We start from the raw sequence: 25,949 nt of genomic DNA on the forward strand, positions 1-25,949 counted from the left end.
GGAATTTCAGTGAGGAGGAGCATGTGTGGTATTAAAGACGATTGAAGGAAATCAACTGGCTGATATGTTTGTGTCAGGTGCAAATAATCTGTCTAATCATTCGAAAAAAATTGATGCATTAAATGTATTCCCTGTTCCCGATGGGGATACGGGTACCAATATGAATCTGACGATTACGTCAGGTGTAAAAGAAGTGAAAAATGCGAATCAGGGCAAAGTCAGTGATGTGGCCAATGCATTCGCCAAAGGTCTGCTTATGGGGGCACGGGGAAACTCAGGTGTCATACTTTCGCAGTTATTCAGAGGGTTTTCCAAAGCGCTCGACGGCAAGAGCACGATCGAAGCAGGGGATTTGACCAATGCGTTTGACTACGGTGTAAATATGGCTTACAAGGCTGTAATGAAACCGGTCGAGGGAACGATTCTAACTGTGGCAAAAGATGCAGCTGCAAAAGGAAAAGAATCATCGAAGAAACAGGATGACGTCATTGCAGTAATGGCCGATGTTCTCGAAGAGGCGAAGGCTTCCCTGGAACGAACCCCGGATCTGCTGCCGATATTAAAAGAAGTGGGTGTTGTCGACTCAGGCGGACAGGGACTTGTCACGATCTATGAAGGGTTTCTTGAAGTGTTAAAAGGCGGCTCCATTGAAGGATCAGCAAAAGGAGAAACACCATCCATGGAAGAAATGGTGAAGTTTGAACATCATTCTGCTCAAAGTCACATGGACACGGATGATATAGAATTTCAATACTGCACCGAAGTGATGGTCCGTTTTCAACAGGAAAAGCTCGCAGACCATCCATACGACGAACCTGCATTTCGGGAACTGTTAAGTGAGTATGGGGATTCACTGCTTGTGGTGTCAGATGACGATTTACTGAAAATTCACGTACATACCGATCTGCCTGGTGATGTGATTAACGAAGCGCAGAAATTCGGTGCTCTTGTCAACATTAAAGCAGAAGACATGAAAGTCCAGCACTCAACGATCCTTGAGGATGAACGGTCATCAGTGCCTGAAGGATTCACAATGCCTAAGCAGGATCATTCAGAATTTGCCGTGATCACAGTGGCGATGGGTAAGGGGATTGCTGATCTTTTTGAATCCCTCGGTGTTGCCAAAGTCATTGAGGGCGGTCAGACGATGAACCCATCCACTGAAGATTTCATTAAAGCGATCGATGAATGCGGCGCGAAAAAGATCATTTTGCTTCCGAACAACAGTAATATTATTATGGCTGCTCAACAGGCTGCAGACGTTGCGGAGCATGATGTGCAGGTCGTGCCTTCGAAATCTGTTCCTCAAGGTCTGGCATCAATGCTTGCCTTTAATCGTGAAGGCGATTTAGAAGAAACGGCTAATGAGATGCAAGAAGCCATGGGCTTTGTAAAGACAGGCGAAGTGACCTATGCCGTTCGCGATACCAGTCTGAACGGAGTGAATATCAAAGAAGGCGATTTCATGGGTATTCATGAAAAGACGATTGTGGCGAGCGGTTCCTCTGTTCAGGACGTCGCACGTAAACTGATGCACGAAATGATTGATGAGGACAGTGAAATTGTCACTCTGATCCGTGGAGAAGACCGAACAGATCAAGAAGTGCAGGAGCTTTCGGAATATATCGAAGCAACGTTTGATGATGTGGAGGTCGAAATTCATACTGGTGACCAGCCGCTCTATTCATATATCGTTTCGGTCGAATAAAGACATTCTTGAGAGGAGGTGCTTCCATGGGAAATGTGCAAATTATAACCGATTCTACAGCTGATATCCCTGAATCCCTGACCCAGGAACTCGACATTCACGTTGTGCCCCTTAAGGTTCATTTCGGTGACGAGACTTACGAAGACGGGATTGACCTTGACTCTGCGCAATTTTATCAAAAACTTGCTGATTCAGCGGTCATGCCAACAACTTCTCAGCCAACACCTTATCAGTTTGAGGAAGTATACAGAGGAATTCACAGGACGAACCCGGATTCGCCGCTGATTTCTATTCACCTCTCCGCCAACTTATCTGGGACATTTCAGTCTGCCCATTTGGCATCACAGACGATTGGCGACGAGATTCCGATCACGGTCATTGACTCCAAACGGGCCTCTTATGCGATTGGATTGATTGTTGTTGAAGTGGCGAAACTGGCCAAACAGGGGGCTTCACTCGAAGTCTGCCAATCCCGAATCGATGAACTTCTGAAAGACACGACGGTTCTGTTTATGGTTGATACGATGGAGTATCTGCAAAAGAACGGTCGGATAGGAAAGGCATCTGCTCTTGTCGGATCGCTATTGAAGATCAAGCCGATTCTTTCGCTGAATGATGATGGTGAAGTCTTTCCATTTGAAAAAGCAAGAGGGAATAAAAAGGCTATTCAGCGCATTGTCAATGAATTTCATGAACGATATGGTGATGATCCGGTTCATGTCGGTATATCGCATGCACAAGCTGAATCAACTGCCAATGAACTGATGGAACGTTTGAAATCAGAATTCAATGTTTCTAAATCTGTTATTGCTGACATAGGACCTGTCATAGGTACCCATGTTGGCCCTGGTGCACTTTCGATCTCCTTTGCAAGATCTGGTAATCAATAGCAATCAACTCGAAACTCTGTTCGCTTTTTTAGCAACAGAGTTTCTTTTTACGGACGAATGATGATAAAATAAAAAGGTAAAATAATTTCTGAACGCGGGGGAATACAACATGAAATACCGCAGTGTGTTTGATATTATTGGTCCGGTTATGATCGGACCTTCAAGCTCTCATACGGCCGGTGCAGCGAGAATCGGATTGGTGGCAAGGCAGTTGCTCGAAGAGGAACCTGTTCGAGTATCTTTTCACCTATACGGCTCCTTCGCCAAAACGTATCAGGGACATGGAACGGACGTGGCTCTGATTGGTGGAGTCCTTGGCTTTGATACTTTCGATGAACGGATTACTGAAGCCTTTCACCATGCAGACCAAGCAGGCCTGTCTTATTCCTTTTATGAAGAGGATGCTCAGCCCGTCGACCCGAATACCGTCAGAATCCGAATTGAAAGCCGGCATCATGAACTTGAACTGGTTGGTGTATCAATAGGTGGCGGTAAGGTTGAAATTAAAGAACTGAACGGCTTTAAATTGAGACTGAGCGGTAATCATCCGGCCATTCTCGTCGTTCACAATGACCGCTATGGCACAATTGCATCTGTAGCCACCAAACTGGCCGACAAGAAAATCAATATCGGTCATATGGAAGTGTCGCGAAAAGAAGAAGGTAAAGAGGCGCTGATGGTGATCGAAGTGGATGAAAATGTGGAAGATGATACACTGCGGAGCCTTGAGACCCTTGACAACATCACGAAAGTAACGAAAATTCACGATTAAAGGGTGTGTAAACCTTGTTTCGAAATGTGAGTGAATTGATTAACCAGGCAGAAAGTGAACAAATACAAATATCGGAAGTCATGATCCGTCAGGAAATGGCCATTCATGATCTGAGCCGTGAAGAAGTCTTTTCGAAGATGGAACGAAATCTTGATGTGATGGAGAAGGCGGTTCAAAGAGGAATTCATGAAGAAGTCAAGTCACTAACGGGTTTAACAGGCGGAGATGGAAAGAAATTGCATGAATATATGAAGCACAAGCGGCCTTTGTCAGGTCACACGATGCTTGATGCTGTCAGTAAAGCGATGGCAACGAACGAAGTGAATGCGGCCATGGGCACCATCTGTGCGACGCCGACTGCCGGATCTGCGGGCGTTGTACCGGGAACCTTGTTTGCTGTGAAAGAACAGCTGAATCCGACGCGTGAAGAGATGCTCCGCTATCTTTTTGTCAGCGGTGCTTTCGGCTTCGTCGTCGCGAACAATGCGTCCATCTCGGGAGCGGCAGGCGGATGCCAGGCCGAAGTCGGTTCAGCGTCAGGAATGGCCGCCGCAGCCATTGTGGAAATGGCCGGGGGAACACCTGCACAATCCGCCGAGGCGATGGCAATTGCATTAAAAAACATGCTTGGACTCGTTTGTGATCCTGTGGCAGGTCTTGTGGAAGTCCCTTGCGTGAAGCGTAATGCAGCGGGTGCTTCCAATGCAATGGTGGCGGCTGATATGGCACTTGCAGGTATTACGAGCAGAATTCCATGTGATGAAGTGATCGATGCGATGTTCAAAATAGGACAGACGATGCCTTCTGCTCTCAGGGAGACAGGAGAAGGCGGTCTTGCGGATACCCCGACAGGTCGGCGGTACAGAGAAAAAATATTCGGGAACTGATGCGGGACATCAGAGACTGGGGTTTGATACAGTGGTATCTGTCAGCTTAAGAGGAGATTGATGAGGATGAATCAGCCTGTTTCAGCGGTAAGTGGGATTGGTCCGCGTTATGTTGAGATACTGGAATCGATGGGGATTCATACAGTGATGGATCTGTTGACTCATTTTCCTTTCCGCTATGAAAATCATGAAATACAGCCCCTTGCTGAGGCTGAACATAATGAGCGCGTCACAGTTCAGGGTACGGTTCACAGTGTCCCTGAACTGCGTATGTTTAAAGGGAAAAAATCAAGACTGACCGTTCGCCTGCTTGCGGATGGTTTACTTGTCAAGGCTGTGTTTTTTAATCAGCCCTATATGAAAAAGCAAATCAGTCTAAACGATAAATTGATCGTGAGTGGCACTTTTGATAAACACCGCCTGCAGATCAGTGGTGCGATTGTGAAAGCTGAAGAAAAGATCAAACGGGGCGGTCTCGAACCGGTCTATTCGGTAAAAGGTGATCTTAAACAAAATAAAATGCGACAGTTTATCGAAGCTGCGGTTGCGGACTTCGTTGAAGGGGTGCCTGAGCTTCTGCCTGACTCTCTTCTCGAAAGGTATCAGCTGTTGGCACGGAACAGGGCATTTTATTACCTTCATTTTCCGAAAGATGAATCGTTTTTTTTACAGGCGAGACGAAGAATGGCCTATGAAGAGCTTCTTCTGTTTCAGCTGAAGATGCAATGGTTTCGTCAGACCGAAAGAAAAGCAGAAAGCGGCCAGCAAAAATCGTGGTCCAAGGAGGCTTTTGATTCGTTTCTTCTTTCGCTCCCATTTAAACTGACGGACGCACAAGAGCGGGTTCTGACGGAGATACTGACTGATCTTGGCGGGGCTGAGCGGATGAACAGACTTCTTCAGGGGGATGTTGGTTCAGGAAAAACCGTAATTGCCGCTGCAGCTCTTTATGCCAATTATCTGTCGGGCTTTCAGGGGGCGCTGATGGTTCCGACGGAAATCCTTGCAGAACAGCATTCTGAATCACTCGCATCCCTTTTCAACGGAATGGGCATGACCATTGCACACATAAGCGGATCGTCGAAGACAAAGGAGAAACGAGAAGCCCTTGAACGTCTTGCAACGGGTGAAGTGGATCTTGTCACCGGAACACACGCGCTCATACAGGAGGGTGTATCTTTTCATAAGCTCGGTCTGGTCATCACGGATGAACAGCACCGATTCGGAGTCGAACAGAGAAGAACATTGCGAAATAAAGGGTTAAGGCCCGATGTCCTGTTTATGACAGCGACACCGATCCCGAGAACGCTTGCGATCAGTGCGTTTGGTGATATGGATGTATCCACCATTGATCAGCTGCCTGCCGGTCGAAAACCGATCGAAACCCACTGGGGAAAGCGGAATATGTTGCCGCGGGTGATGCAGTTTATCGACCGTGAGATTGAAAAAGGTCATCAGGCATATGTTATCGCTCCGCTGATCGAGGAATCAGAGGTGCTCGAGGTGCAAAATGCCATCGATTTGCACAAAAGCTTTGAAGAAGCCCTGCCTCACCGCTCCGTTGGATTAATGCACGGTCGCCTCCATCATGAAGAAAAAGACGCCGTTATGCAGGCTTTTCAGAAAAACGACGTCCAGATACTCGTCTCGACAACAGTCGTCGAAGTGGGTGTAAACGTACCGAATGCAACCGTAATGGTCATTTATGATGCAGACCGATTTGGCCTTGCGCAGCTTCATCAGCTGCGGGGGCGGGTCGGACGGGGATCGGACCAGTCACATTGTATTTTACTTGCTGATCCAAAAACAGACGTAGGCAAAGAGCGGATGAGTATAATGACGGAGACGACAGATGGGTTTGAACTGTCCAGGCGTGATTTGGAGATGAGGGGCCCCGGCGAATTTTTTGGTGTGCGCCAGAGCGGGATGCCAAAATTTAAAGTGGCTGATCTTGTGGAGGACTACCGGATTCTTGAAACGGCGCGTAAAGATGCCCGTACGATCATTGAAACCGGGGTTCTGTTCAGCCATGAATCATACCGTGAGATAAGAGCTGCTCTCGAACGTGATCCGGCATTTCGTGAGGAAAGGGTGGATTGATTTTGTCCATTAAAAAATCAATCCTTGAAATTGCTCGGATATTCTTATAAACTACATTTAGTACCTAGTCCTAAGAGTGTGGTGATTATGTCATGAAAATGGCAAAACGTAAACGACAGCCATTATTGCAGGAGAAGATCGAAGAAAATCCGTTCATTACGGATGATGCATTGGCTGAGTATTTCGAGGTCAGCGTTCAGACCATTCGTCTTGACCGGCTCGAATTAAATATACCGGAAGTCAGAGAACGTATTAAACATGTAGCCCAAAAACAATATGATACGGTAAAGGCGCTGCCACTCGAGGAAGTTATTGGTGAAGTGATCGACCTCGAGCTGGATACGTATGCGATTTCCATTTTGGACATCACCGAAGATCATGTTTTTTCGAGAACAGGGATTGCCCGTGGGCATCATTTGTTTGCCCAGGCCAATTCACTTGCCGTGGCTGTGATCAACGATGAACTGGCGCTGACAGTAAACGCCGAACTTTCTTTTAAGCGTCAAGTCAATGTACATGAACGTGTCGTGGCAAAAGCAAGAGTTACAGATGTTGATCAAAACCGCACAACGGTGAATGTCAACAGCTTTGTTGAGCAGGAACTGGTGTTCAGCGGAACATTTTCCATGTACCGCAGTGAAACCGGCGAAGAAACGGAGGAGGCCGAATCATGAAACTTGCAGTTGATGCGATGGGGGGCGACAATGCCCCAAAGAGCATTGTGAAAGGGAGTCTGATGGCTCTTAAGCAATTTGATGATATAGAGATTGTTCTGATTGGAGACGAGGCGCAAATCACTCCCCATTTGGAAGGCAGTGACAAGCGGATCAGCGTCCTCCATACGGACGAATGGATTACTTCTGAGGACAGTCCTGTAAAAGCCGTTCGAAGAAAGAAAAATGCTTCTATGGTACTGACGGTCAAAGAGGTCAAGGAAGGGCGCGCGGATGCTGCTATTTCTGCGGGGAATACAGGTGCGCTCATGACAGCAGGTCTGTTGATTGTCGGAAGAGCGAAAGGTATTGAACGTCCTGCTCTCTCTCCGATGCTTCCGACAAAAAATGGTGACGGTTTTCTGCTTCTGGATGTCGGAGCCAATATGGAAGCCAAACCGAATCATCTTCTTCAGTATGCACTGATGGGAGATGTATATATGAGAAAGGTCCGCCAAATTGAAAAACCGCGAATTGGACTGTTAAACGTTGGTGCAGAAGCAGGTAAAGGCTCCGAGCTGACAAAGCAGGCATATGAACTGATTGAGAACAGTGACGTGCACTTCGTTGGGAATGTGGAGGCGCGTGATCTTCTTGATGGTGTCGCGGATGTTGTTGTTGCTGACGGATTCAGCGGGAATCTGGTGTTGAAATCCGTTGAAGGAACGGCGTTATCACTCTTTTCGATTTTAAAAACAGAGCTGACGTCAACCCTCAAGAATAAGTTGGCGGCTGCTGTTCTGAAACCGGCCTTTAAAAAGGTGAAAGACAAAATGGATTATTCTGAATATGGAGGAGCCGGTTTGTTCGGTTTGAAGTCACCTGTAGTTAAAGCGCACGGATCATCTGACGAACGTGCTTTCTTCAGTGCATTGAGACAGGCCAGACTGATGGTTGAAGAAGAGGTGGCGCCGACCATCGCGAGGGAAATCGAACGGGTTTCTGCCAAGGAGGAAGAAGAATGACGAAAACAGCTGTAATGTTCCCCGGCCAGGGCTCGCAGACTCCTGGAATGGGCCATGAACTGTTCATGAATTATTCCGGAGTGAAGGAGATCCATGCAAAAGCAGATCGTGTCCTCAACCGGAGCCTTTCTGAAATGATGTTCAGTGGCAGTGAAGACGAGTTGAAAAAGACCGTCAATACTCAGCCGGCACTTGTGACGAGCGGAACAGCCATTTGGCGGGAACTTGAAGCGAATGGTGTTCATGCTGACTTCGCCTGCGGCCACAGCCTCGGTGAATATACAGCACTCGTCGCGTCCGGAGCACTCCGTTTTTCGGATGCGGTGACGCTGGTTGAAAAACGCGGTCAATTGATGGAAGAAGCGGTTCCGGATGGCAAAGGTGCTATGGCAGCCATTATGGGCCTCGATGGCGACAGTTTAAGCGAGATATCAGAGGAAATCCGTCAAATCGGGGAAGTCGCAGAGCCTGCGAATTACAACGCGGAAGGTCAAATTGTGATTTCCGGGACGAAAGCCGGAGTGGAACAGGCTTGCGAACGAGCCAAGGCACGAGGAGCAAGACGAGCCATTCCGCTTAACGTCAGCGGTCCTTTTCATTCATCGCTTATGAAGCCGGCCTCTGAAAGAATGGAGCAAGTTCTTCAGCCGGTGACGGTCGGTGACATGAATATACCGGTTATCGCCAACGTGACGGCAAAGCCTTATACGTCGTCTTCTGAGATCAAGGACTTACTCACGGCACAGATTCATTCCCCGGTCAGGTGGACAGATACAATCCGTTACCTCGTTGATCAGGGGGTGGATACATTTATTGAAGCCGGCCCGGGGAAAGTATTGGCGGGACTTGTTAAAAAAGTTTCCAGACGTGCCACCGTCTTGCCGGTTTATGATGAGGAGACGTTTCAAAAAGCGGTCAGTGTGTTTACACGGACTGACAATCAGTAATTGAAATGGAGTGATTATATGAAAGGTCAGCATATTCTTGTGACAGGAGGCTCCAGAGGCATTGGAAGAGCCATTTGCCTTGCATTTGCACAAGCCGGTGCGGATGTAGCCGTCAATTATGCCGGTAACGAGGCGAAGGCCGAAGAAACGGCAGAGGCGTGCAGAGCTTTTGGCGTGGATGCGTTTGCCGTAAAAGCAGATGTATCGGACAGTGAAGCTGTAAAAGAGATGGTGAAAACCGTCATGGATAGATTCGGTTCTGTTGAAGTCCTGGTTAATAATGCCGGGATTACGAGAGATAATCTGATTATGCGTATGAAAGAAGAGGAATTCGATTCTGTTATTGATACAAACCTTAAAGGTGTGTTTAATGTGTCAAAAGCCCTGACGAGACCCATGATGAAACAGCGTTACGGCCGAATCATCAATGTCTCTTCCGTCGTCGGGGTGCTCGGTAATGCCGGTCAGGCCAATTATGTGGCGAGTAAGGCAGGGGTAATTGGTTTTACGAAGTCGCTTGCGAGGGAACTCTCCAACCGCAACATACTCGTTAACGCAGTTGCACCGGGTTTTATCAGCACGGAAATGACAGAAGATCTGCCGGAAGATATGAAGACAGCATTGCTTAATCAGATTCCGCTTGGAAAACTTGGGAATCCTGAGGATGTCGCCAATGTTATTTTGTTCCTGGCAGGTGATGGCGCTTCATATATGACAGGGCAGACCCTTCATGTAGACGGTGGCATGGCAATGCCTTAAAGTGACTAGTATTTTTGCCGTTTTTATCCTATAATAACTGAGAGGAGGTGAGTAACATGGCCACAGTACATGAACGTATTGCAAAGATCGTCTCCGAACGTCTTGGTGTAGATGAGTCCGAGGTGAAGAAAGAAGCAACATTTAAAGATGATCTGGGTGCCGATTCGCTTGATGTAGTCGAGCTTGTTATGGAGCTTGAAGACGAATTCGAACTCGAAATCTCAGATGAAGATGCTGAAAAGATTGCATCAGTCGGTGACGTCATTGATTACATAGAACGTCATCAATAATCAGGCTATGATCCCAAGTTCCTGTTTGTTCAGGAACTTGGGCTTTACCATTATTCTATGAATCTGACGGAGGTTCTCATGCAACAGTCACGAAAAATTTATCGCAAAGGTATGAAACGGCAGGCAAAAAAAATGCAGATGTCCAATGCACAGAAGGCAAAATACAAACAATTTTTGAAAACGCTGCATGTTCCGTATCAGGATGATAATGTCTTTATCCAGGCATTCACTCATTCCTCTTACGTCAATGAACATCGCATCCGTCCGCACGATGACAATGAAAGATTGGAATTTCTCGGCGATGCTGTTTTGGAATTGGCCATCTCCCAGTATTTATTTAAACTGTTTGAACAGATGAGTGAAGGAGAGATGACCAAACTCAGAGCAGCAATCGTTTGTGAACCATCCCTGGCAAAGCTTGCGGACTCCCTTGAGTTTGGTGATTATGTCCTTCTCGGAAAAGGAGAAGAAATGACCGGAGGCAGAAAGCGGCCAGCCCTTTTGGCTGATGTGTTTGAGGCATTCATCGGCGCTCTCTATGTCGATCTCGGAATGGAGGCGGTTTATGATTTTCTTGAACGCTATGTCTACCCGAAAATTCACGACGGTTCTTTTTCGCATATGATGGACTTCAAGAGTCAGCTGCAGGAGTTTATTCAGCGGGAGAATCAGGGGCAGGTTCAATATCGGATCGTGGAAGAAAAAGGCCCTGCTCATGCGAGAGAGTTTGTCTCAGAGGTGATGCTTGACGACGATCAGCTCGGAACAGGTGTGGGTAAATCGAAAAAAGAAGCTGAACAAATGGCAGCCCAGGAAGCGCTTAAAAAGCTCGGATCCGAAATGGCGTCACTGAAAATGGACTGAATGTTATGTTCACCTGATTTTCATTCATACAAAAAGACATCTGAACAGGCTTAGCCGGTTCAGATGTCTTTTTTCTAATCATTGTATTCAGTAAGCTTTTTCAACTTCTTCCAGAGCCTGAAGAGCCCGTTTACCAAAGTCAGACGAATCTTCACTCAGATCCTGCTTCATTTCCTGAACGGCGGCGGCAACTGATGCTTCATAGCCTGGCATGTCACCTTCAAAAGATTTGACGGCGTTTCTTGGGATGTTTGCCTTTTCCCGTTCGCTGAGAGCTTTACGCTCATGGAAAAGCGGAACATCGACCTGGCGGGGGTGATGAAGATCCCCTTGAACAGGATGTTTCTTGACACCCTGAATCTCGACAAGAACGGTATTGCTGCCCTGATCGCGCACGACCTTTCCATAGTAGGTGCCGGATTTGTAGGATGCAATAACCTGCTGGTCTGCTTCAAACAGATTCATACCTGAATGGCCTCCTTAAGCTTCCGGTTTTCGGTCTCTCATTTGGCCCAGTTCAGAGACAATCGCGTCCATTTCACTGACACTGAATGAAGGTTTTGAGATGACCATTTCATAGATTTCTTCGATCTCATCATATTTATTTAATGAAAAACTTTCAGCTTTGATGGCTGCACCGTTTACAATCTGAAGCTTTCGTTTGATTTCCTCGATCATACGGCTTAATTCTTCGCGTCTTGGATCTTCTTGGCTCACAGTAATCTTCCTTTCCATATTTGTAATGGTACATGTTCAGTGTACCATGATTTTAAAAACATTCCCACCGGGGGACGGATTCATCTTAAAGGACGACATAAAGTATGGTAAGATTATTAAGTTAATGCAGTGTGAATGAGGTGAAAACCATGTTCCTGAAACGGCTGGAACTGACAGGCTTTAAATCATTTGCGGAGAAGCTCGGTATCGATTTTGTACCGGGTGTTACCGCGGTGGTCGGGCCAAACGGAAGTGGGAAAAGCAATATATCAGACGCCATTCGCTGGGTGCTCGGGGAGCAGTCTGCCCGCAATCTTCGCGGAGGCAAAATGGAAGATGTTATTTTTTCGGGGAGTGATAAACGTAAAGCACTGAATATGGCTGAGATCAGCCTCGTTCTTGATAATGAGGATCAGCATGTTCCCATTGACTACAGTGAGGTGGTTGTGACTCGGAGACTGTACAGATCAGGGGAAAGTGAGTACCTTCTGAACAAACAGACGTGTCGCCTTAAAGATATTACGGACCTGTTTATGGATTCCGGACTGGGAAAAGAGGCGTTCTCCATTATTGGTCAGGGGAGAGTGGAAGAAATTCTCAGTAGTAAATCCGAAGAGCGTCGAATGATATTCGAGGAAGCTGCCGGCGTCTTGAAATACAAGTTCAGAAAACAGGCATCTGAGAAGAAGCTTGCTGACACTGAGGATAATTTGAGCCGTGTCAGAGATATTATTCATGAACTCGAGCAGCAAACCGGTCCCCTTGAAGAACAGGCTTCGGTGGCAAAGGAATACCTCAGTATGAAAGCAGAACTCAATGAACTTGAGGCTGGTGTAACAGTAAAAGAGATTCAGGAGTTGCACGCTCAGTGGACAAACCTGAAGAACGATTATGATCAGGTTGAAGATCAAAAGCGCCAGCATGAGATCGATCGTGATCGGCTCGAGCAAACGGTGTTGACAGGACGCGAAGCATTACAGGAACTTGATGATGAGCTGTCTGAGCAACAGCAACAGCTCCTGATCGCAACAGAAGAGCTGGAAAAAGCCGAAGGAAAAAAGCAGTTGTTTGAAGAACGGCTGCGAAACTTTGATGAACGCAGGGCTCAGCATGAACAGGAAATGACTCAGCTGAGGGATCAGCTTAAGAAAACGGAATCAGAACTGATGGATGTCGTTTCGAATAAAAAAGAACAGACAGAGCAGGTCAAACAGCTCGAAGACGAACTGAAAGAGCTTGAAGTGGCTCTGTTTACATTGTCCGAATCATCCGAAGAGCAGCTCGAAGAACTGAAATCAGAGTATATGGAATGGATGAATGCCAGGGCAACTGATGAAAATAATCTCCAGAATCAAATCGCTTCAAAGAATCGTCTGCTTGGACGAATCGAACAGAAGCGTGCACAACTGCGTGAGCTGGACCAGGAGTCCCGTGAAGCCTTGACGGAAAAGGAATCGCTCAAGGATGCTTTCGATCATGCAGCAGCAGAAACGGAAAAATGCCTTTCCTTATACCGGGAAAAAGAGAATGAGGAAGGGGAAAAAAGACAGTCACTGACTGATAACGAACAGCAATTCAGAGAGATTGAAAAAGAACACCAGCGAAAACGGAGCCGCAGGGATGTATTGAAAGATATGGAAGAAGACTATGCAGGTTTTTTCCATGGCGTAAAAGATATCCTGAAGCAGCGTGATGGCAACTTCCACGGACTTATTGGCGCTGTTGCAGAAGTGATCAGCTTTAACGAACGTTACAAGACCGCCGTAGAAACAGCACTTGGCGGAGCCTTGCAACATGTCATCACAGACACGGCTGACGATGCCCGTTCGGCTATCAATTATTTAAAAACCAATCGTAAAGGCCGGGCGACCTTCTTGCCTCTCGATACGATAAAACCTAAATCAATCAGTGATTATGACCTTGGACAAATCGGTCAGATTGACGGGGTCATCGGTCAGGCAAGCCGTCTGATCGATACAGAGCCTAGACTTCGGCCGGTGATCGAGCATCAGTTGGGCAATGTGGTGTTTACGGAAAATCTTAAGCAGGCTCAACAGGCCGCAAAAATCCTGAAACATCGCTACAGAATTGTGACCCTTGATGGTGACGTCGTCAGTCCTGGCGGTGCCATGACCGGTGGCAGTCTTCAGCAAAAGTCGGGTCAAATTCTATCCAGAAAATCGGAATTGAAGACACTTGAGTCAGAAGTCAGCTCACTTGAGGCAAACATGCAAGAACAGGAGCGGTTCTGCAACGGCCTTCGTACAGATCTCGCTGTGATCACCCAAAAGAAAGAAAAGCTCAAGCACGAAGGTGAGCGTCTTCGAAAAGAAGAACGGCAGCTCGAAAGCCGTTACCAGGAACAGAGCTGGCTGTATCAATCCTATGCTGACAAGCAGGAAGTGGCCGAACTGGAACTTTCAGAGGCTGTGGCTGAATATGAGGACGCAGATCGTGAACAGGAGAGGCTTAGCCTGGAAATTGAGAAGGCAAACGAGAGAATCAGTGAGCTTGATCAAGCCATTCAGGAACTGTCCGAGTCTCTGAAAGATAAACAGGTTCAGGAAAAAACATACCAGGACAAGCGTAATGATCTTAAAATCGAGCTGGCCTCGGCGAGAGAAAACCTCCGTTTCACCGGAGAAACGGAAGCGCGTCTCACTGGTGAAGCGGATGATGTGAAACGTTCAATGGATCAGCGGATGTCCGAGCTGAAGAAACAGGAGGACGTCCTGAATCAGGGGACAAAAGAGTCTGCTGCAGAGGAACTCGAACAGTGGCGGCAGAACAAGCAGACAGCAACGGCATACATCAAAGATCTGCGGACAAAACGTTTTGACAAAGAAAGCGGCCTTGAAGCGAAAGAGGGGGAATTAAAAGGATTAAATCAGCAAGTCCAATACTTGTCCAGGACAGCTCAGGAACTTGAAGTCAAAATCAACCGGCTCGATGTCAATCTGGATACCAAACTCACAACGCTGCAGGAGCAGTTTGAAATCACTTTTGAACGTGCTGAAAAACGCTATCATCTCGAGATCCCGCTGCAAAAAGCGAAAGAAAAAGTGAAACTGATGAGAATGGGGATTGAGGAACTCGGGCATGTCAATACCGGTGCCATTGAAGAATTCGAGCGAGTCAAAGAACGCTACGGATTTTTGTCAGAGCAAAAACAGGACCTTGAAGATGCAAAAGGGACGCTTCATGAAGTCATCAATGAAATGGATCAGGAAATGATCAGGCGTTTTGATGATACATTTACGCAGATTCAAAGTTGTTTTCAGGATGTGTTTAAACAGCTTTTTGGCGGCGGACGGGCAGCGCTTGAGCTCACTGATCCGGATGATCTTCTTCATACCGGGGTGGATATCGTTGCACAGCCACCAGGGAAGAAGTTGCAGCATTTGGCGCTTTTGTCCGGAGGAGAGCGTGCACTGACGGCGATTGCCTTGCTGTTTTCTATTCTTCAGGTGAGACCGGTGCCGTTCTGTGTCCTCGATGAAGTCGAAGCGGCACTTGATGAGGCGAACGTTGTCAGGTTTGCCAATTATTTAAAAGATTTCAGTGAGGATACACAGTTTATTGTGGTGACACACCGAAAAGGCACGATGGAGGAAGCGGATGTGCTTTACGGTGTCACAATGGAGGAATCGGGAGTATCGAATTTGGTATCCGTCAAGCTTGAAGAGTCTGAACAGTTTGCCGGAGCGGAGAAATAAAGGAGGATAACAATGAGTTTTTTTAAGAAACTGAAAGAGAAAATATCCACTCAAACGGACTCAGTAACAGATAAGTTCAGAGATGGACTCAGTAAAACGAGGGATTCCTTCGTAGGTGCCATGAACGATCTGGTGAAGGATTTCAGAGAGATTGATGAAGATTTTTTCGAAGAGCTTGAAGAGATCCTGATTGGTGCCGATGTCGGTGTGCATACGGTCATGGAACTTGTTGAGGAATTGAAAGATGAAGCGAGGACCCGTAATATTAAACATGCCGAAGATATCAGGCCGGTTATTTCGGAAAAACTGGCAGAAATGCTTCAAAAATCCGAAAACGAATCAAAATTAAATATGCAGCCGGAAGGCGAGCTCACCGTCATCTTGTTCGTTGGGGTTAACGGTGTGGGTAAAACGACATCGATCGGGAAATTGGCTCACCAGTTTAAAGAGGACGGAAAAAAAGTTGTCATGGCTGCAGGGGATACATTCCGTGCCGGGGCCATTGAGCAGCTTGAAGTTTGGGGGGAGCGAAGCGGAGTGGATGTCATCAAACAGCAGGCCGGAAGTGACCCGGCAGCTGTCATGTATGATGCGATTCAGTCTGCTAAATCAAAAAAAGCGGATGTGCTTCTCTGTGACACAGCTGGCCGTCTTCAGAACAAAGTCAATTTAATGAATGAGCTCGAAAAAGTGAAACGGGTTCTTGCGAGGGAAATTCCTTCCGCTCCCCATGAGGTGCTGCTTGTGCTTGATGCTACAACCGGTCAAAATGCAATGAGTCAGGCGAAAGCCTTTGGACAGGCGACCGATGTATCCGGCATTGTCCTGACCAAGCTTGATGGCACTGCTAAAGGCGGGATCGTCCTTGCAATCAGAAACGAATTGGATATCCCGGTGAAACTTGTCGGACTTGGCGAAAAGATTGATGATTTGCACGAATTCCGGGCAGAACAGTATGTGCACGGCTTATTTGCAGATGTGCTGCAAGAAGCCGAACAGGCTCTTGATGACGGCAGGGACTGAGGTTGACACGTTCCGTACCCTCTTGTATCATTGGATTTTGTAAAGTATTTTACCTTAACAAGGCGGTGATGATATGATTGATAAAACCGTCAGGATGAATTACCTGTTCGATTTCTACCAGGAATTGTTAACGGGTAAACAGAATCAGTATATGGCGTTATACTACCTGGATGACTGGTCACTCGGTGAAATAGCCGACTATTTTTCAGTCAGCAGACAGGCAGTATATGACAATATCAGACGCACGGAAGCCATGCTCGAGCAATACGAGGAAAAGCTTCATCTCTTTGAACGTTTCGAGAAAAAGCAGTCTCTGCTTAAGGATTTACGGCAGATGATTGAAAACGATCGGAACCCCGCGGAGCTGATCCGGGTGATCGAAGCACTGGAGAAACTGGAATAGGGGGACGACAGGTATGGCATTTGAAGGATTATCCGAACGCCTGCAATCAAGCATTAAGAAGATGAAAGGCAAAGGGAAAGTCAGTGAAGAAGATGTAAAGGAAATGATGCGCGAGGTACGACTCGCACTTCTTGAAGCGGATGTTAACTTTAAAGTAGTAAAGAAATTTGTTGCGGATGTTAAAGAGCGGGCTGTGGGCCAGGACGTTATGGAGAGTCTGACTCCCGGTCAGCAGGTTATCAAAGTCGTAAACGAAGAACTCACCCGACTTATGGGTGGTGAACAAAGCAAGATCAACACTGCTTCGAAGCCGCCAACCGTTGTCATGATGGTTGGTCTTCAGGGTGCCGGTAAGACGACAACGACCGGCAAGCTAGCCAATTACCTGAGGAAAAACCATAACCGCAAACCGCTTCTGGTTGCGGCAGACATTTACAGACCTGCTGCAATCAAGCAGCTTGAGACACTCGGCAAGCAATTGGACATGCCTGTATTCTCCCTTGGGGATCAGGTGAGTCCTGTTGAGATTGCAAGAAAAGCTGTCGAACACGCCAAGGAAGAACATCATGATTATGTTCTTATTGATACGGCAGGCCGTCTTCATATCGATAATGAACTGATGGATGAACTGCAGCAGGTGAAAGCGGAAGTCAAACCGGACGAAGTTCTGCTTGTCGTGGATGCGATGACCGGTCAGGATGCTGTCAATGTGGCAGAGAGTTTTAACGAGCAGCTGGAGCTCTCCGGCGTGGTTCTCACTAAGCTTGATGGCGATACTCGCGGTGGTGCTGCGATTTCTGTTAAGGCCGTGACGGATACTCCAATTAAGTTTGCGGGTATGGGCGAAAAAATCGATCAGCTTGAGCCGTTTCATCCGGAACGCATGGCCTCAAGAATCCTCGGTATGGGCGATGTTTTGTCTCTCATCGAGAAAGCCCAGACAGGTGTGGATGAAGATAAAGCGCGTGAGCTTGAGCGTAAAATGAGGACGAATGATCTGTCGTTTGATGACTTCCTCGAACAGCTGGCTCAAGTAAAGGAAATGGGTCCTCTTGATGAGATCCTGAATATGATGCCTGGAGCCGGAAAGATGAAAGGCTTGAAAAATGTGCAGGTGGATGACAAACAGCTTGCGCATATTGAGGCGATTGTAAAATCGATGACCAAGTATGAACGGGAAAATCCGTCTGTGATGAATGCGAGCCGTAAGAAACGGATTGCAAAAGGCAGTGGCCGATCCATTCAGGAAGTGAACCGGCTTTTAAAGCAGTTTGAAGAAATGAAGAAAATGATGAAGCAGATGACAGGCATGCAAAAAGGCAAAGGGAAGAAAAAAGGCGGTTTTCAGATGCCGTTTATGTAAAAACGATTAGCCCATCTGAGGCTTCAGACAGCCATTTGGATGCGTTTTGAAAAGATTTTTATGTGGTGTTAAGGTTTTTTCCTTTACTAGGGTTGATCAATTGGTTGTTCTATGATAATATACGTAATTGTGCGAAAGATATTTGGAGGTGAAACACATGGCAGTAAAAATTCGTTTAAAGCGTATGGGAGCGAAGAAATCTCCGTTCTATCGTGTGGTTGTAGCAGATTCACGTTCACCACGTGATGGTCGTTTTATTGAAGAAATCGGGACCTATAACCCATTAACCAATCCAGTTGAATTCAAAGTGGACGAAGAGTCTGCATTGAAGTGGATGCTTGATGGTGCTAAGCCTTCCGATACAGTCCGTAACCTGTTCTCTAAAGCAGGCTTGATGGAAAAGCTTCACAATGCAAAAAACGAAAAGTAATGTTCGTTTCATTGCGTGGAAATAATCCAGGCAGGTGAGTGACATGAAAGAGCTCGTGGAGTCGATTGCCAAAGCACTTGTTGATCATCCTGATGATGTGGTGGTCTCAGAGAGCGACAATGGAAAAGCCATAACGCTCAAACTCGAGGTTCACCCGGATGATATGGGAAAAGTCATCGGTAAGCAGGGGCGGATTGCAAAAGCAATACGTGCCGTTCTGAATGCCGCGGGCACCCATCAAAACAAGCGGGTACAACTGGAGATCGGATAATCAAAAGGCGAAGGACCTGTTCCTCGCCTTTTTTCCGTATTAACAGAGGCAACTGCGGGTTTTTTATGATAAAATATTTCGTGGAACGGATCATTCAGTGGAGGTGCACTATGCAAATTATTAAAAAAGTCGTTGTGAAACAAATTTTAACGGAAGACAGCCGTGATCGGCTTAAAGAACAATTCCTATCCCGCCAGTACCAGCTGACGAAAGAGCTGAAGCAGTTGGAGTTTGTCCTTCATAAGAAAATGAAGGAAAATACGTCACAGAACTATCAGCAGTCGCTGAAAGCCAGCTTTGACAAGGAAGTTGCGAAAAGAAAAGAGCGGCTTCGTCAGCTCGAACTGAAACTCGGTCAGCTTGATGAACTTGAACTTGGTTCTGAACTGCGTGAGGGAACGATTCAGATGATTGAGGAAGTTGAAGAAGGCGACAACTGGGATGAAGTCATGAAAGGTACTGAAATTGTCATTAAAGACGGCCTCGTTCATGAACTTCGAAGCGGAGGCTTCGAGGATGAGTAAGTGGCTCAATGTGGGGAAGATTGTCAATACCCACGGGATCCACGGAGAAGTCCGCGTTATCTCAAGGACCGATTTTAAAGAAGAACGCTATGCCAAGGGCAGGGAGCTCTTTTTGTATAACCCTGAAAAGGACCACCGGACTTCGGTTACGGTGGTTTCCTGGCGTCAGCATAAGCAGTTTGATTTGCTGACATTCGAAGGGTATACGAATGTCAATGATGTAGAAGGATTCAGGGATCACCTCTTGCAGGTCGATGGGGATGATCTGGACGATCCTATGGAAGAGGATGAATTTTATTACCATGAAATCATCGGTTTGTCTGTTGTGGATGAACAGGGTATCGAGATCGGCCGCGTGAAGGAAATTCTGAGCCCGGGAGCGAATGACGTCTGGGTGGTTCAGAGACAAGGAAAGAAAGATGCCCTCATTCCATACATTGATGACGTCGTATTGTCTGTCGATCTTGAAGACGGTGTTGTCCACGTCCGGATTCCGGAAGGATTGATTGATGAATGAAGATGTCGATCATGACGCTGTTTCCTGAGATGTTTGAGGGCGTATTTGGTCACTCGATTTTAAAGCAGGCTCAGGAGAAAGGCATCGTTTCTTATGATGTCATCAACTTTCGGACGTTTTCTGAGGACAAACACCAGCGTGTTGATGATTATCCATACGGAGGCGGAGGCGGGATGGTCCTGACTCCTCAACCGCTTTTTGATGCTGTTGAGAGTGTCAAGAAGACCAAGGATCAAGCGCCGAGGGTCATTCTCCTTTGCCCACAGGGAGAGGTCTACACTCAGAAAAAAGCAGAGGAACTGGCTGGAGAAGAGCATTTGATTCTGCTATGCGGTCACTATGAGGGGTATGACGAACGCATTCGCCAAGAGCTCGTCACAGACGAAATTTCCGTCGGGGACTATGTTCTGACAGGTGGAGAAATCGGAGCGATGATTGTTGCGGACAGTGTAACCCGTCTTCTGCCCGGGGCACTCGGCAATGAGACGAGTGCGGTGACTGATTCGCACAGTACCGGTCTCCTCGAATATCCGCATTACACACGCCCTGCGGAATACAGGGGTTTAAGAGTGCCGGACATCTTGCTGTCAGGTCATCATAAGCGGATCGATGAATGGCGCAGGCAGGAGGCGCTCAAACGGACCCTTGACCGCCGTCCGGATATGCTCAGGGATGCAGATCTTTCAAAAGAAGACCTTGCATACATTGAACTGTTAAAAAAAGACCGGTCGGATGCATAAATCATCTGAATAGATATTGATCAATTGGATTCGGTATGGTATTATATTCTTTGTGGCTTTAGAGCCCGATCAAGATGTTCCGCTGTCACGCAATGAGTGACATGAAGATCTGCAGGAAGGAGGCGAACAGCATGGAACAATTAATCAGAGACATTACGAAAGAACAACTGAAAACTGATCTCCCTGATTTCCGTCCCGGTGATACAATCCGTGCCCACGTTAAAGTTGTCGAGGGTACTCGTGAGCGTATCCAGGTGTTTGAAGGTGTCGTTATCAAAGTACGCGGTACAGGAATCAGTGAAACATTCACTGTTCGTAAGGTATCTTACGGTGTAGGCGTTGAGCGTACGTTCCCAGTACATTCCCCGCGACTCGACAAGATCGAGGTTACACGTAAAGGTAAGGTACGTCGTGCGAAGCTTTACTATCTGCGTGCACTTCGCGGAAAAGCAGCGCGAATCAAAGAGAGATAATCAAGAAAAAGAACCTGTTTTCAGGTTCTTTTTTTCATGCTCAAACATGCGGGTGCTTATCGAGACGACTCCCGAATACTCAGCATCATCACGCTTTGCGGATTCCGCATTTTCCCACACGCAAAACATCATTTGTGTGATAAAATACCAATGAAGGTCTCACACTGAATCAACAAATGAGAGGGATTGATGCAAGGTGGCAAAATCAGAATCATGGGAATGGATAAAGGCGGTGGCTGTTGCATTAATCTTAGCGGTCGTAATCAGAGGGTTCTTTTTTGCCCCGATTGTAGTTGACGGCCAATCAATGATGCCAACGCTTGAACATAATGACCGAATGATCGTGAATAAGATCGGCTATAATATCTCGGAGCCGGACCGGTTCGACATTATCGTGTTTCATGCTCCTCAAAATAAAGATTATATCAAACGTGTGATCGGTGTGCCGGGGGATACCATCCGATATGATGATGATGTCCTTTACCTGAATGACGATGCGGTTGAAGAAGCCTATCTTGATGACTACAAAGCGGCATCGACAAGCAGGCCTTTTACAGGGGATTTTGATTTAGAAGATGTAACCGGCTATGATACAGTCCCGGATGATCATTTTTTCGTTTTGGGAGATAACAGACAGCACAGTAAGGACAGCAGACATATCGGCTTTGTTCACGAAGACGAGATAGTCGGCAAGGCAAATATGGTATTCTGGCCGATGGGAGATTTCCGGCTGGTGGACTGAAAGTGACAGGGAGTGGAAAGATGGTCATACAATGGTATCCTGGCCATATGGCAAAGGCGAGACGCCAGGTTCAGGAAAAAATAAAACAGATTGATGTTGTCATTGAAGTGTGCGATGCGAGAGCACCTCTGGCTTCGCGGAACCCGCTCGTAGATGAAATGACACGCTCAAAGCCAAGACTGATGCTGCTTAATAAGTCGGATCTTGCAGATCCGGAGATGAACCGGAAATGGGCGGATTATTTCGAAAAACAGGGCGATGCCGTTTTGATTGTGGATGCGCAAAAAGGAAAAGGAATCAAAGACATACCGGGAAAAGTAAATGAACTGGCAAAACCGCTTTATGAGAAATGGGCGAGAAAGAAAGTCAATCCGAGACCCATTCGTGCATTGATCATCGGAATACCCAATGCGGGCAAATCGACAGTCATTAACCGGCTTGCAGGAAAACGGATCACGAAAATCGGTGATAAACCCGGGGTTACGAAAGCCCAGCAGTGGATTAAGGTGGACAGGCAGCTCGATCTTTTGGACACACCGGGTATTCTTTGGCCGAAGTTCGAAGATCCCCATGTCGGTCAGATGCTTGCCTTGACTGGCGCGATTAAAGAGGAGATTTTTGATTACGAGGAGAGTGCCGTCTATTTGCTCCGCTTTTTAAGTCAGAGCTATCCGGAGCTTTTGAAAAGCAGGTATCAAATCGAGGAAGTCCCGGAGGAAGTCGGTGATCTGTTTGATCTGATCGGAAAGCGTAGGGGAATTCTGATCTCAGGCGGCCGGATTGATTATGAACGGGTTTCCGAACTCGTTTTCAGGGATTTCAGAAGCGGTCACTTTGGCAGAATCACGTTGGAATTTCCGGAAACCTCCAGGACGTAATCTGGAGGTTTTTGCTTTTTTAAGGTGAGGTCTTCAGGCTTCATACTTCCGATGATTATCCGATATAATGAAAGACAGGGTAAGAAACGCAGGGATGTGAACATAAAATGAAAATTGCAGATGTTAAGGCATTATTGAATAACATACAGGATCCTGAAGATCCTGATCTGGCAGCGTTAAGGAAGGACGGACGAAAAGGCGTACAGGCGCTGATCCGTCAATGGGAGAAAAAACAAATCAAGCTCGAAGCCGGGCGGAAACAATATGAAGAGATTCAATCCTTCGAGCGATCACTTCGGCTCAGCGGTTATCGGCTGATCGCAGGGGTGGATGAAGTCGGACGAGGCCCATTGGCCGGCCCCGTGACAGCAGCTTGCGTGATTCTTCCTGAATCACCGGATCTTAAGGGATTGACCGATTCAAAAAAATTATCCGAGGCAAAACGTCATTTCTATGCAGCGGAGATTCAAAAAGTGGCGATCGCAGCTGAGACGGGTGAAGCTTCCCCGGAGGAAATTGACCGATTGAATATCTATGAAGCGTCCAAGCTTGCCATGCGTCGAGCGGTTGCAGCTGTTCAACAGAAGACGGCGATTGATTTTCTGTTGATCGATGCAATGACACTGCCCATTGATCTTCCTCAAGAGAGTCTCATCAAAGGCGATGCGCGCTCGCTGTCGATTGCGGCAGCGTCCGTGATTGCAAAGGTCGAAAGAGACAATCAAATGAAAGAGCTGGACAGGGCGTTTCCTGAATACGGCCTTGCAAGTCACATGGGCTATGGAACCCGTGAACATCTTGCGGCGCTCGATGAGCATGGACCCCAGTTTTTTCACAGAAAGAGCTTTTCACCGGTACGGGAACGGGACCATACAAGGCTGTAAAAGGGAGGTGAAGCGAGATGTTTCAGGCAAATGTTGTACAGAATATGATCAGAGGCCTTGATCCTATTCATGCGAAGTCTGTGCAGTTCAGACCAGGGCAGGTCTTTCAGGGTACAATCACGCAGCTGTATCCCGGACAGTTGGCCCAGCTCCAAATGGGAAACATGCAGCTCTCAGCCCATCTTGAGGCACAGCTTGAAAAAGGAAGACAGTACTGGTTTCGAGTGCAGAGTTCAGGAGAGGGAATTCCAAGGCTGAAAGTCCTTGAGAACGTATCGGCTCAGCCGCGGGAAACGGGTGCCCAGCCGCAGAATCTTCAACAGGTCCTGCAGCAGCTTGGTTTGCCATCAGGCGGCAATCACGAACGTCTTTTGCAACATCTGTCTCAGCAGAACCTGCCTTTTTCCAGAGCCAATTTAGCAGCAGGGGCAGAGCTGATGCAGCAAAGTCAGCTACCTGCAAGAGAAGCGATGGCAATCATTCAGCAAATGATGCAACAGGGTTTGCCGATGACCCGTGATGTCTTTTCGGCCATGAGTGCGATGCAACAGCCCCAATCCTTTGCCGGAGCCGCAGAGGCTCTGCAACAGCAACTTGGTCAACTGCCGGTGAATCAGGGGAACACGGCTCAGCTCCAACAGCTTCTGGGTCAGTTCCTTCAGCAAAGCGATCCGATGGGGATGACGCCAAATGGCCAGGGGGGTTCTCAGGCTCCGAGATTAACCGGGGTTTTTTACGGGGTACTCCAACAGGTTCAAGGTGGGAATCCCGCACTTCAGGAACAGGCACTCTCGGTGTTGCGTGACATGGGTCTTATTCGCACTGGAGAGGGTGCTCAACAGCTTATGGATCAATTTAAGGCCAATATACTGAGACCGGAAAATCAGGCCATGGTGAGAGCGCTTTGGCCGCAGCTTTTCAGTGGGAATCAGACCGGTATGCCGCTTGCGCAGATGTCGAGTCAACAGGTTTTCAACATGCTTATGGGCCAGGTCCAACTCAATCAGCCGGGGGCTCTCGGCAGTCTGGTGCAACTCTTGGGGGACGGTCAGCCCCAAGGGGCCGCTCAGGGGCAGGGGAATGTGCCGCTTCAGGCTGTCGATACACTTGACCGCTGGCTCCATACGCAGCCTTCAGCGACGCAGCAGCTGCTCTCAGCTGTGACGGAAGGGCGCCCTCAGCAGTTTATGATGGCGGGGAGTCAGGATGCAGCCATGCTCAGGCAGTTTCTCCAACAGATGGGCCTGCAGCATGAACAGCAAATCACCCAACAGCTGGACCGTGGTCAGATGAACAGCAGCCAGCTTGATACCCTGAAAGGTCAGCTGATGCAATTCTTGCAGCAAAATCCCACGCTGCCCCAGGGTGTTCAACAACAGGCAGAATTCATGTTATCACGACTGACTGGTTTTCAGCTGATGAGCATGGATCAGAAAGGCCCTATGCAGCATCTTTTGTTTCAGGTACCCGTCAAAATGGGTGATTCATTTACGGATATGACTTTGCAATGGGATGGGCGAAAAAAAGCAGACGGGACGATCGATGAAAATCACTGCCGGATTCTGTTTTATCTCCATCTTGCTTCACTGGACGAAACCGTTATTGACGTGCAAATACAAAAACGGGTCGTGTCGATCACAGTCTATAATGATGAAGCGAAACCGGCAGCTTTCGATCTGCTGCAACCGGTGCTCGGATCAAAACTGAAAGAAAAGGAATACCATTTATCATCGGTCAAATGGCAACAGCCTGAAGAGGATGAGCCTGTCAAGCTCAAACAACCGCCGGGAGAATCCGTATGGCGAAATCATGATGACCGTGGATACAGAGGACTGGATGTGAGAATATGAGTGAAAACCGCAGGGAAGAGAACATCTCGAGAAAACGGGCTGTTGCACTAGGTTATGAAGTCACTCGGGACAGTGCTCCGACGATCAAGGCGAAAGGCAAAGGCTATGTGGCTGAAGAAATCATCAGCAGAGCGAAAGAACATGACATTCCGATTCAAGAGGATAAATCGCTCGTAGAGCTGCTGAGCCAGCTTGAGATTCACGAAAAAATCCCGGAGGATCTGTATGAAGTGGTTGCGGAAGTGTTTGCTTTTATTTACCGTGTCGATCGCGATCAGATGACGAAGAATTAGAAAACCCGCCTTTGAGCGGGTTTTTAACTTTTCATGATAACTGAAAAGTGAAAAAAATGAGGAAAAAAGCAAAATGGTTCACAAAATAGTCGGAATCTATAGTAAAATAAAAATTGTGTAAAGCGCTTACGGATTTACCGGTATTCGCTTTACAACATTTTCAATAGTTTATATAGTGAAAAAAGGATTTGTGAAGAATGTTTGCAAATCCCGCTCCACCGAAGAAATCT

At 47.3% G+C, this 25,949-nt stretch carries 28 protein-coding genes; 26 read left to right on the forward strand and 2 right to left on the reverse strand.

Translation table 11 applies throughout. The features are described 5' to 3' along the window. Positions 1-25 precede the first annotated feature (25 nt). The 11 genes from BSEL_RS08730 to rnc all read left to right on the forward strand — a co-directional run bounded on the left by BSEL_RS08730 (position 26) and on the right by rnc (position 10,895). Positions 26-1,708 carry a DAK2 domain-containing protein gene (locus BSEL_RS08730; protein ID WP_013172634.1) on the forward strand — a complete coding sequence of 561 codons (1,683 nt, stop codon included), beginning with the start codon at positions 26-28 and terminating at the stop codon, positions 1,706-1,708. Positions 1,709-1,734: 26 nt separating this feature from the next. Beyond that, complete coding sequence (locus BSEL_RS08735; RefSeq protein WP_013172635.1) at positions 1,735-2,598, forward strand: DegV family protein; 864 nt, start codon at positions 1,735-1,737, stop codon at positions 2,596-2,598. A gap of 109 nt (positions 2,599-2,707) precedes the next feature. Beyond that, positions 2,708-3,370 carry an L-serine ammonia-lyase, iron-sulfur-dependent subunit beta gene (gene sdaAB, locus BSEL_RS08740; RefSeq protein WP_013172636.1) on the forward strand — a complete coding sequence of 221 codons (663 nt, stop codon included), beginning with the start codon at positions 2,708-2,710 and terminating at the stop codon, positions 3,368-3,370. 14 nt (positions 3,371-3,384) lie between these two features. Then, complete coding sequence (gene sdaAA, locus BSEL_RS08745; protein ID WP_013172637.1) at positions 3,385-4,257, forward strand: L-serine ammonia-lyase, iron-sulfur-dependent, subunit alpha; 873 nt, start codon at positions 3,385-3,387, stop codon at positions 4,255-4,257. 66 nt (positions 4,258-4,323) lie between these two features. Continuing rightward, positions 4,324-6,357: an ATP-dependent DNA helicase RecG gene (recG, locus tag BSEL_RS08750; RefSeq protein WP_013172638.1), complete on the forward strand. Its 2,034-nt coding sequence runs from the start codon at positions 4,324-4,326 to the stop codon at positions 6,355-6,357. 92 nt (positions 6,358-6,449) lie between these two features. Further along, the gene (gene fapR, locus BSEL_RS08755; protein WP_013172639.1) at positions 6,450-7,031 is read left to right on the forward strand and encodes a transcription factor FapR; all 582 of its coding nucleotides are present in this window, start codon (positions 6,450-6,452) and stop codon (positions 7,029-7,031) included. Then, entirely contained in the window at positions 7,028-8,035 is a 1,008-nt protein-coding gene (gene plsX / locus BSEL_RS08760) for a phosphate acyltransferase PlsX (protein WP_013172640.1), read from the forward strand. Before fapR ends, plsX begins: the two co-directional genes overlap by 4 nt. Further along, on the forward strand, positions 8,032-8,982 hold the full coding sequence (gene fabD / locus BSEL_RS08765) for an ACP S-malonyltransferase (protein ID WP_013172641.1): 951 nt from the start codon (positions 8,032-8,034) through the stop codon (positions 8,980-8,982). The genes plsX and fabD overlap by 4 nt, the downstream gene beginning before the upstream one ends. Positions 8,983-9,000: 18 nt before the next feature. Further along, positions 9,001-9,741, forward strand: a complete 741-nt coding sequence (fabG, locus tag BSEL_RS08770) for a 3-oxoacyl-[acyl-carrier-protein] reductase (RefSeq protein WP_013172642.1) — start codon at positions 9,001-9,003, stop codon at positions 9,739-9,741. Positions 9,742-9,797: 56 nt separating this feature from the next. Continuing rightward, positions 9,798-10,031 carry an acyl carrier protein gene (acpP, locus tag BSEL_RS08775; RefSeq protein WP_013172643.1) on the forward strand — a complete coding sequence of 78 codons (234 nt, stop codon included), beginning with the start codon at positions 9,798-9,800 and terminating at the stop codon, positions 10,029-10,031. 111 nt (positions 10,032-10,142) lie between these two features. Further along, positions 10,143-10,895, forward strand: coding sequence for a ribonuclease III (gene rnc / locus BSEL_RS08780; RefSeq protein WP_041582393.1), 753 nt, complete (start codon positions 10,143-10,145; stop codon positions 10,893-10,895). Between the two features lie 87 nt (positions 10,896-10,982). Here the strand turns inward: rnc and BSEL_RS08785 are convergent, their stop codons facing one another. Further along, positions 10,983-11,360: a kinase-associated lipoprotein B gene (locus BSEL_RS08785; protein WP_013172645.1), complete on the reverse strand. Its 378-nt coding sequence runs from the start codon at positions 11,358-11,360 to the stop codon at positions 10,983-10,985. Positions 11,361-11,375: 15 nt separating this feature from the next. After that, entirely contained in the window at positions 11,376-11,612 is a 237-nt protein-coding gene (locus tag BSEL_RS08790) for a DUF1128 domain-containing protein (protein ID WP_013172646.1), read from the reverse strand. Between the two features lie 149 nt (positions 11,613-11,761). Here BSEL_RS08790 and smc point away from each other — a divergent pair, with 149 nt between their 5' ends. From smc to BSEL_RS08865, 15 genes are all read left to right on the forward strand, one after another. Next, a complete protein-coding gene (gene smc, locus BSEL_RS08795) occupies positions 11,762-15,328 on the forward strand; it encodes a chromosome segregation protein SMC (protein ID WP_013172647.1) in 3,567 nt (1,188 codons plus the stop codon). 12 nt (positions 15,329-15,340) lie between these two features. Next, positions 15,341-16,351, forward strand: a complete 1,011-nt coding sequence (gene ftsY, locus BSEL_RS08800) for a signal recognition particle-docking protein FtsY (protein WP_013172648.1) — start codon at positions 15,341-15,343, stop codon at positions 16,349-16,351. 73 nt (positions 16,352-16,424) lie between these two features. Further along, a complete protein-coding gene (locus BSEL_RS08805; protein WP_013172649.1) occupies positions 16,425-16,754 on the forward strand; it encodes a putative DNA-binding protein in 330 nt (109 codons plus the stop codon). Positions 16,755-16,767: 13 nt separating this feature from the next. Then, entirely contained in the window at positions 16,768-18,117 is a 1,350-nt protein-coding gene (gene ffh, locus BSEL_RS08810) for a signal recognition particle protein (RefSeq protein ID WP_013172650.1), read from the forward strand. A gap of 157 nt (positions 18,118-18,274) precedes the next feature. Beyond that, positions 18,275-18,547: a 30S ribosomal protein S16 gene (gene rpsP, locus BSEL_RS08815; protein ID WP_013172651.1), complete on the forward strand. Its 273-nt coding sequence runs from the start codon at positions 18,275-18,277 to the stop codon at positions 18,545-18,547. A 43-nt stretch (positions 18,548-18,590) separates the two neighbouring features. Further along, entirely contained in the window at positions 18,591-18,818 is a 228-nt protein-coding gene (locus tag BSEL_RS08820) for a KH domain-containing protein (RefSeq protein ID WP_013172652.1), read from the forward strand. A gap of 110 nt (positions 18,819-18,928) precedes the next feature. Beyond that, on the forward strand, positions 18,929-19,342 hold the full coding sequence (locus BSEL_RS08825) for a YlqD family protein (RefSeq protein ID WP_013172653.1): 414 nt from the start codon (positions 18,929-18,931) through the stop codon (positions 19,340-19,342). Then, complete coding sequence (gene rimM / locus BSEL_RS08830; RefSeq protein ID WP_013172654.1) at positions 19,335-19,859, forward strand: ribosome maturation factor RimM; 525 nt, start codon at positions 19,335-19,337, stop codon at positions 19,857-19,859. The genes BSEL_RS08825 and rimM overlap by 8 nt, the downstream gene beginning before the upstream one ends. Continuing rightward, complete coding sequence (gene trmD / locus BSEL_RS08835; protein WP_013172655.1) at positions 19,856-20,599, forward strand: tRNA (guanosine(37)-N1)-methyltransferase TrmD; 744 nt, start codon at positions 19,856-19,858, stop codon at positions 20,597-20,599. The genes rimM and trmD overlap by 4 nt, the downstream gene beginning before the upstream one ends. Positions 20,600-20,730: 131 nt before the next feature. Further along, a complete protein-coding gene (gene rplS / locus BSEL_RS08840; RefSeq protein ID WP_013172656.1) occupies positions 20,731-21,072 on the forward strand; it encodes a 50S ribosomal protein L19 in 342 nt (113 codons plus the stop codon). Positions 21,073-21,268: 196 nt separating this feature from the next. Continuing rightward, entirely contained in the window at positions 21,269-21,814 is a 546-nt protein-coding gene (lepB, locus tag BSEL_RS08845; RefSeq protein WP_013172657.1) for a signal peptidase I, read from the forward strand. Positions 21,815-21,834: 20 nt separating this feature from the next. Next, the gene (ylqF, locus tag BSEL_RS08850) at positions 21,835-22,692 is read left to right on the forward strand and encodes a ribosome biogenesis GTPase YlqF (RefSeq protein ID WP_013172658.1); all 858 of its coding nucleotides are present in this window, start codon (positions 21,835-21,837) and stop codon (positions 22,690-22,692) included. Between the two features lie 107 nt (positions 22,693-22,799). Then, positions 22,800-23,576, forward strand: coding sequence for a ribonuclease HII (locus BSEL_RS08855; protein ID WP_013172659.1), 777 nt, complete (start codon positions 22,800-22,802; stop codon positions 23,574-23,576). Positions 23,577-23,593: 17 nt separating this feature from the next. Then, positions 23,594-25,426 carry a hypothetical protein gene (locus tag BSEL_RS08860; protein WP_013172660.1) on the forward strand — a complete coding sequence of 611 codons (1,833 nt, stop codon included), beginning with the start codon at positions 23,594-23,596 and terminating at the stop codon, positions 25,424-25,426. After that, positions 25,423-25,719, forward strand: a complete 297-nt coding sequence (locus tag BSEL_RS08865) for an EscU/YscU/HrcU family type III secretion system export apparatus switch protein (RefSeq protein WP_013172661.1) — start codon at positions 25,423-25,425, stop codon at positions 25,717-25,719. Before BSEL_RS08860 ends, BSEL_RS08865 begins: the two co-directional genes overlap by 4 nt. Positions 25,720-25,949: the final 230 nt, after the last annotated feature.

Source organism: [Bacillus] selenitireducens MLS10 (assembly GCF_000093085.1).
Classification (GTDB): Bacteria; Bacillota; Bacilli; order Bacillales; family Salisediminibacteriaceae; genus Salisediminibacterium; species Salisediminibacterium selenitireducens.

Bases quoted from the DNA above. Each gene is read 5' to 3' on its own strand.
- fabD (WP_013172641.1), top strand. From the start codon at position 8,032: ATGACGAAAACAGCTGTAATGTTCCCCGGCCAGGGCTCGCAGACTCCT.
- BSEL_RS08825 (WP_013172653.1), top strand. From the start codon at position 18,929: ATGCAAATTATTAAAAAAGTCGTTGTGAAACAAATTTTAACGGAAGAC.
- plsX (WP_013172640.1), top strand. From the start codon at position 7,028: ATGAAACTTGCAGTTGATGCGATGGGGGGCGACAATGCCCCAAAGAGC.
- BSEL_RS08865 (WP_013172661.1), top strand. From the start codon at position 25,423: ATGAGTGAAAACCGCAGGGAAGAGAACATCTCGAGAAAACGGGCTGTT.
- acpP (WP_013172643.1), top strand. From the start codon at position 9,798: ATGGCCACAGTACATGAACGTATTGCAAAGATCGTCTCCGAACGTCTT.
- fabG (WP_013172642.1), top strand. From the start codon at position 9,001: ATGAAAGGTCAGCATATTCTTGTGACAGGAGGCTCCAGAGGCATTGGA.
- BSEL_RS08855 (WP_013172659.1), top strand. From the start codon at position 22,800: ATGAAAATTGCAGATGTTAAGGCATTATTGAATAACATACAGGATCCT.
- ffh (WP_013172650.1), top strand. From the start codon at position 16,768: ATGGCATTTGAAGGATTATCCGAACGCCTGCAATCAAGCATTAAGAAG.
- rpsP (WP_013172651.1), top strand. From the start codon at position 18,275: ATGGCAGTAAAAATTCGTTTAAAGCGTATGGGAGCGAAGAAATCTCCG.
- rplS (WP_013172656.1), top strand. From the start codon at position 20,731: ATGGAACAATTAATCAGAGACATTACGAAAGAACAACTGAAAACTGAT.
- rimM (WP_013172654.1), top strand. From the start codon at position 19,335: ATGAGTAAGTGGCTCAATGTGGGGAAGATTGTCAATACCCACGGGATC.
- BSEL_RS08735 (WP_013172635.1), top strand. From the start codon at position 1,735: ATGGGAAATGTGCAAATTATAACCGATTCTACAGCTGATATCCCTGAA.
- BSEL_RS08860 (WP_013172660.1), top strand. From the start codon at position 23,594: ATGTTTCAGGCAAATGTTGTACAGAATATGATCAGAGGCCTTGATCCT.
- fapR (WP_013172639.1), top strand. From the start codon at position 6,450: ATGAAAATGGCAAAACGTAAACGACAGCCATTATTGCAGGAGAAGATC.
- BSEL_RS08820 (WP_013172652.1), top strand. From the start codon at position 18,591: ATGAAAGAGCTCGTGGAGTCGATTGCCAAAGCACTTGTTGATCATCCT.
- smc (WP_013172647.1), top strand. From the start codon at position 11,762: ATGTTCCTGAAACGGCTGGAACTGACAGGCTTTAAATCATTTGCGGAG.
- sdaAB (WP_013172636.1), top strand. From the start codon at position 2,708: ATGAAATACCGCAGTGTGTTTGATATTATTGGTCCGGTTATGATCGGA.
- trmD (WP_013172655.1), top strand. From the start codon at position 19,856: ATGAAGATGTCGATCATGACGCTGTTTCCTGAGATGTTTGAGGGCGTA.
- ylqF (WP_013172658.1), top strand. From the start codon at position 21,835: ATGGTCATACAATGGTATCCTGGCCATATGGCAAAGGCGAGACGCCAG.
- ftsY (WP_013172648.1), top strand. From the start codon at position 15,341: ATGAGTTTTTTTAAGAAACTGAAAGAGAAAATATCCACTCAAACGGAC.
- rnc (WP_041582393.1), top strand. From the start codon at position 10,143: ATGAAACGGCAGGCAAAAAAAATGCAGATGTCCAATGCACAGAAGGCA.
- BSEL_RS08785 (WP_013172645.1), bottom strand. From the start codon at position 11,360: ATGAATCTGTTTGAAGCAGACCAGCAGGTTATTGCATCCTACAAATCC.
- recG (WP_013172638.1), top strand. From the start codon at position 4,324: ATGAATCAGCCTGTTTCAGCGGTAAGTGGGATTGGTCCGCGTTATGTT.
- BSEL_RS08805 (WP_013172649.1), top strand. From the start codon at position 16,425: ATGATTGATAAAACCGTCAGGATGAATTACCTGTTCGATTTCTACCAG.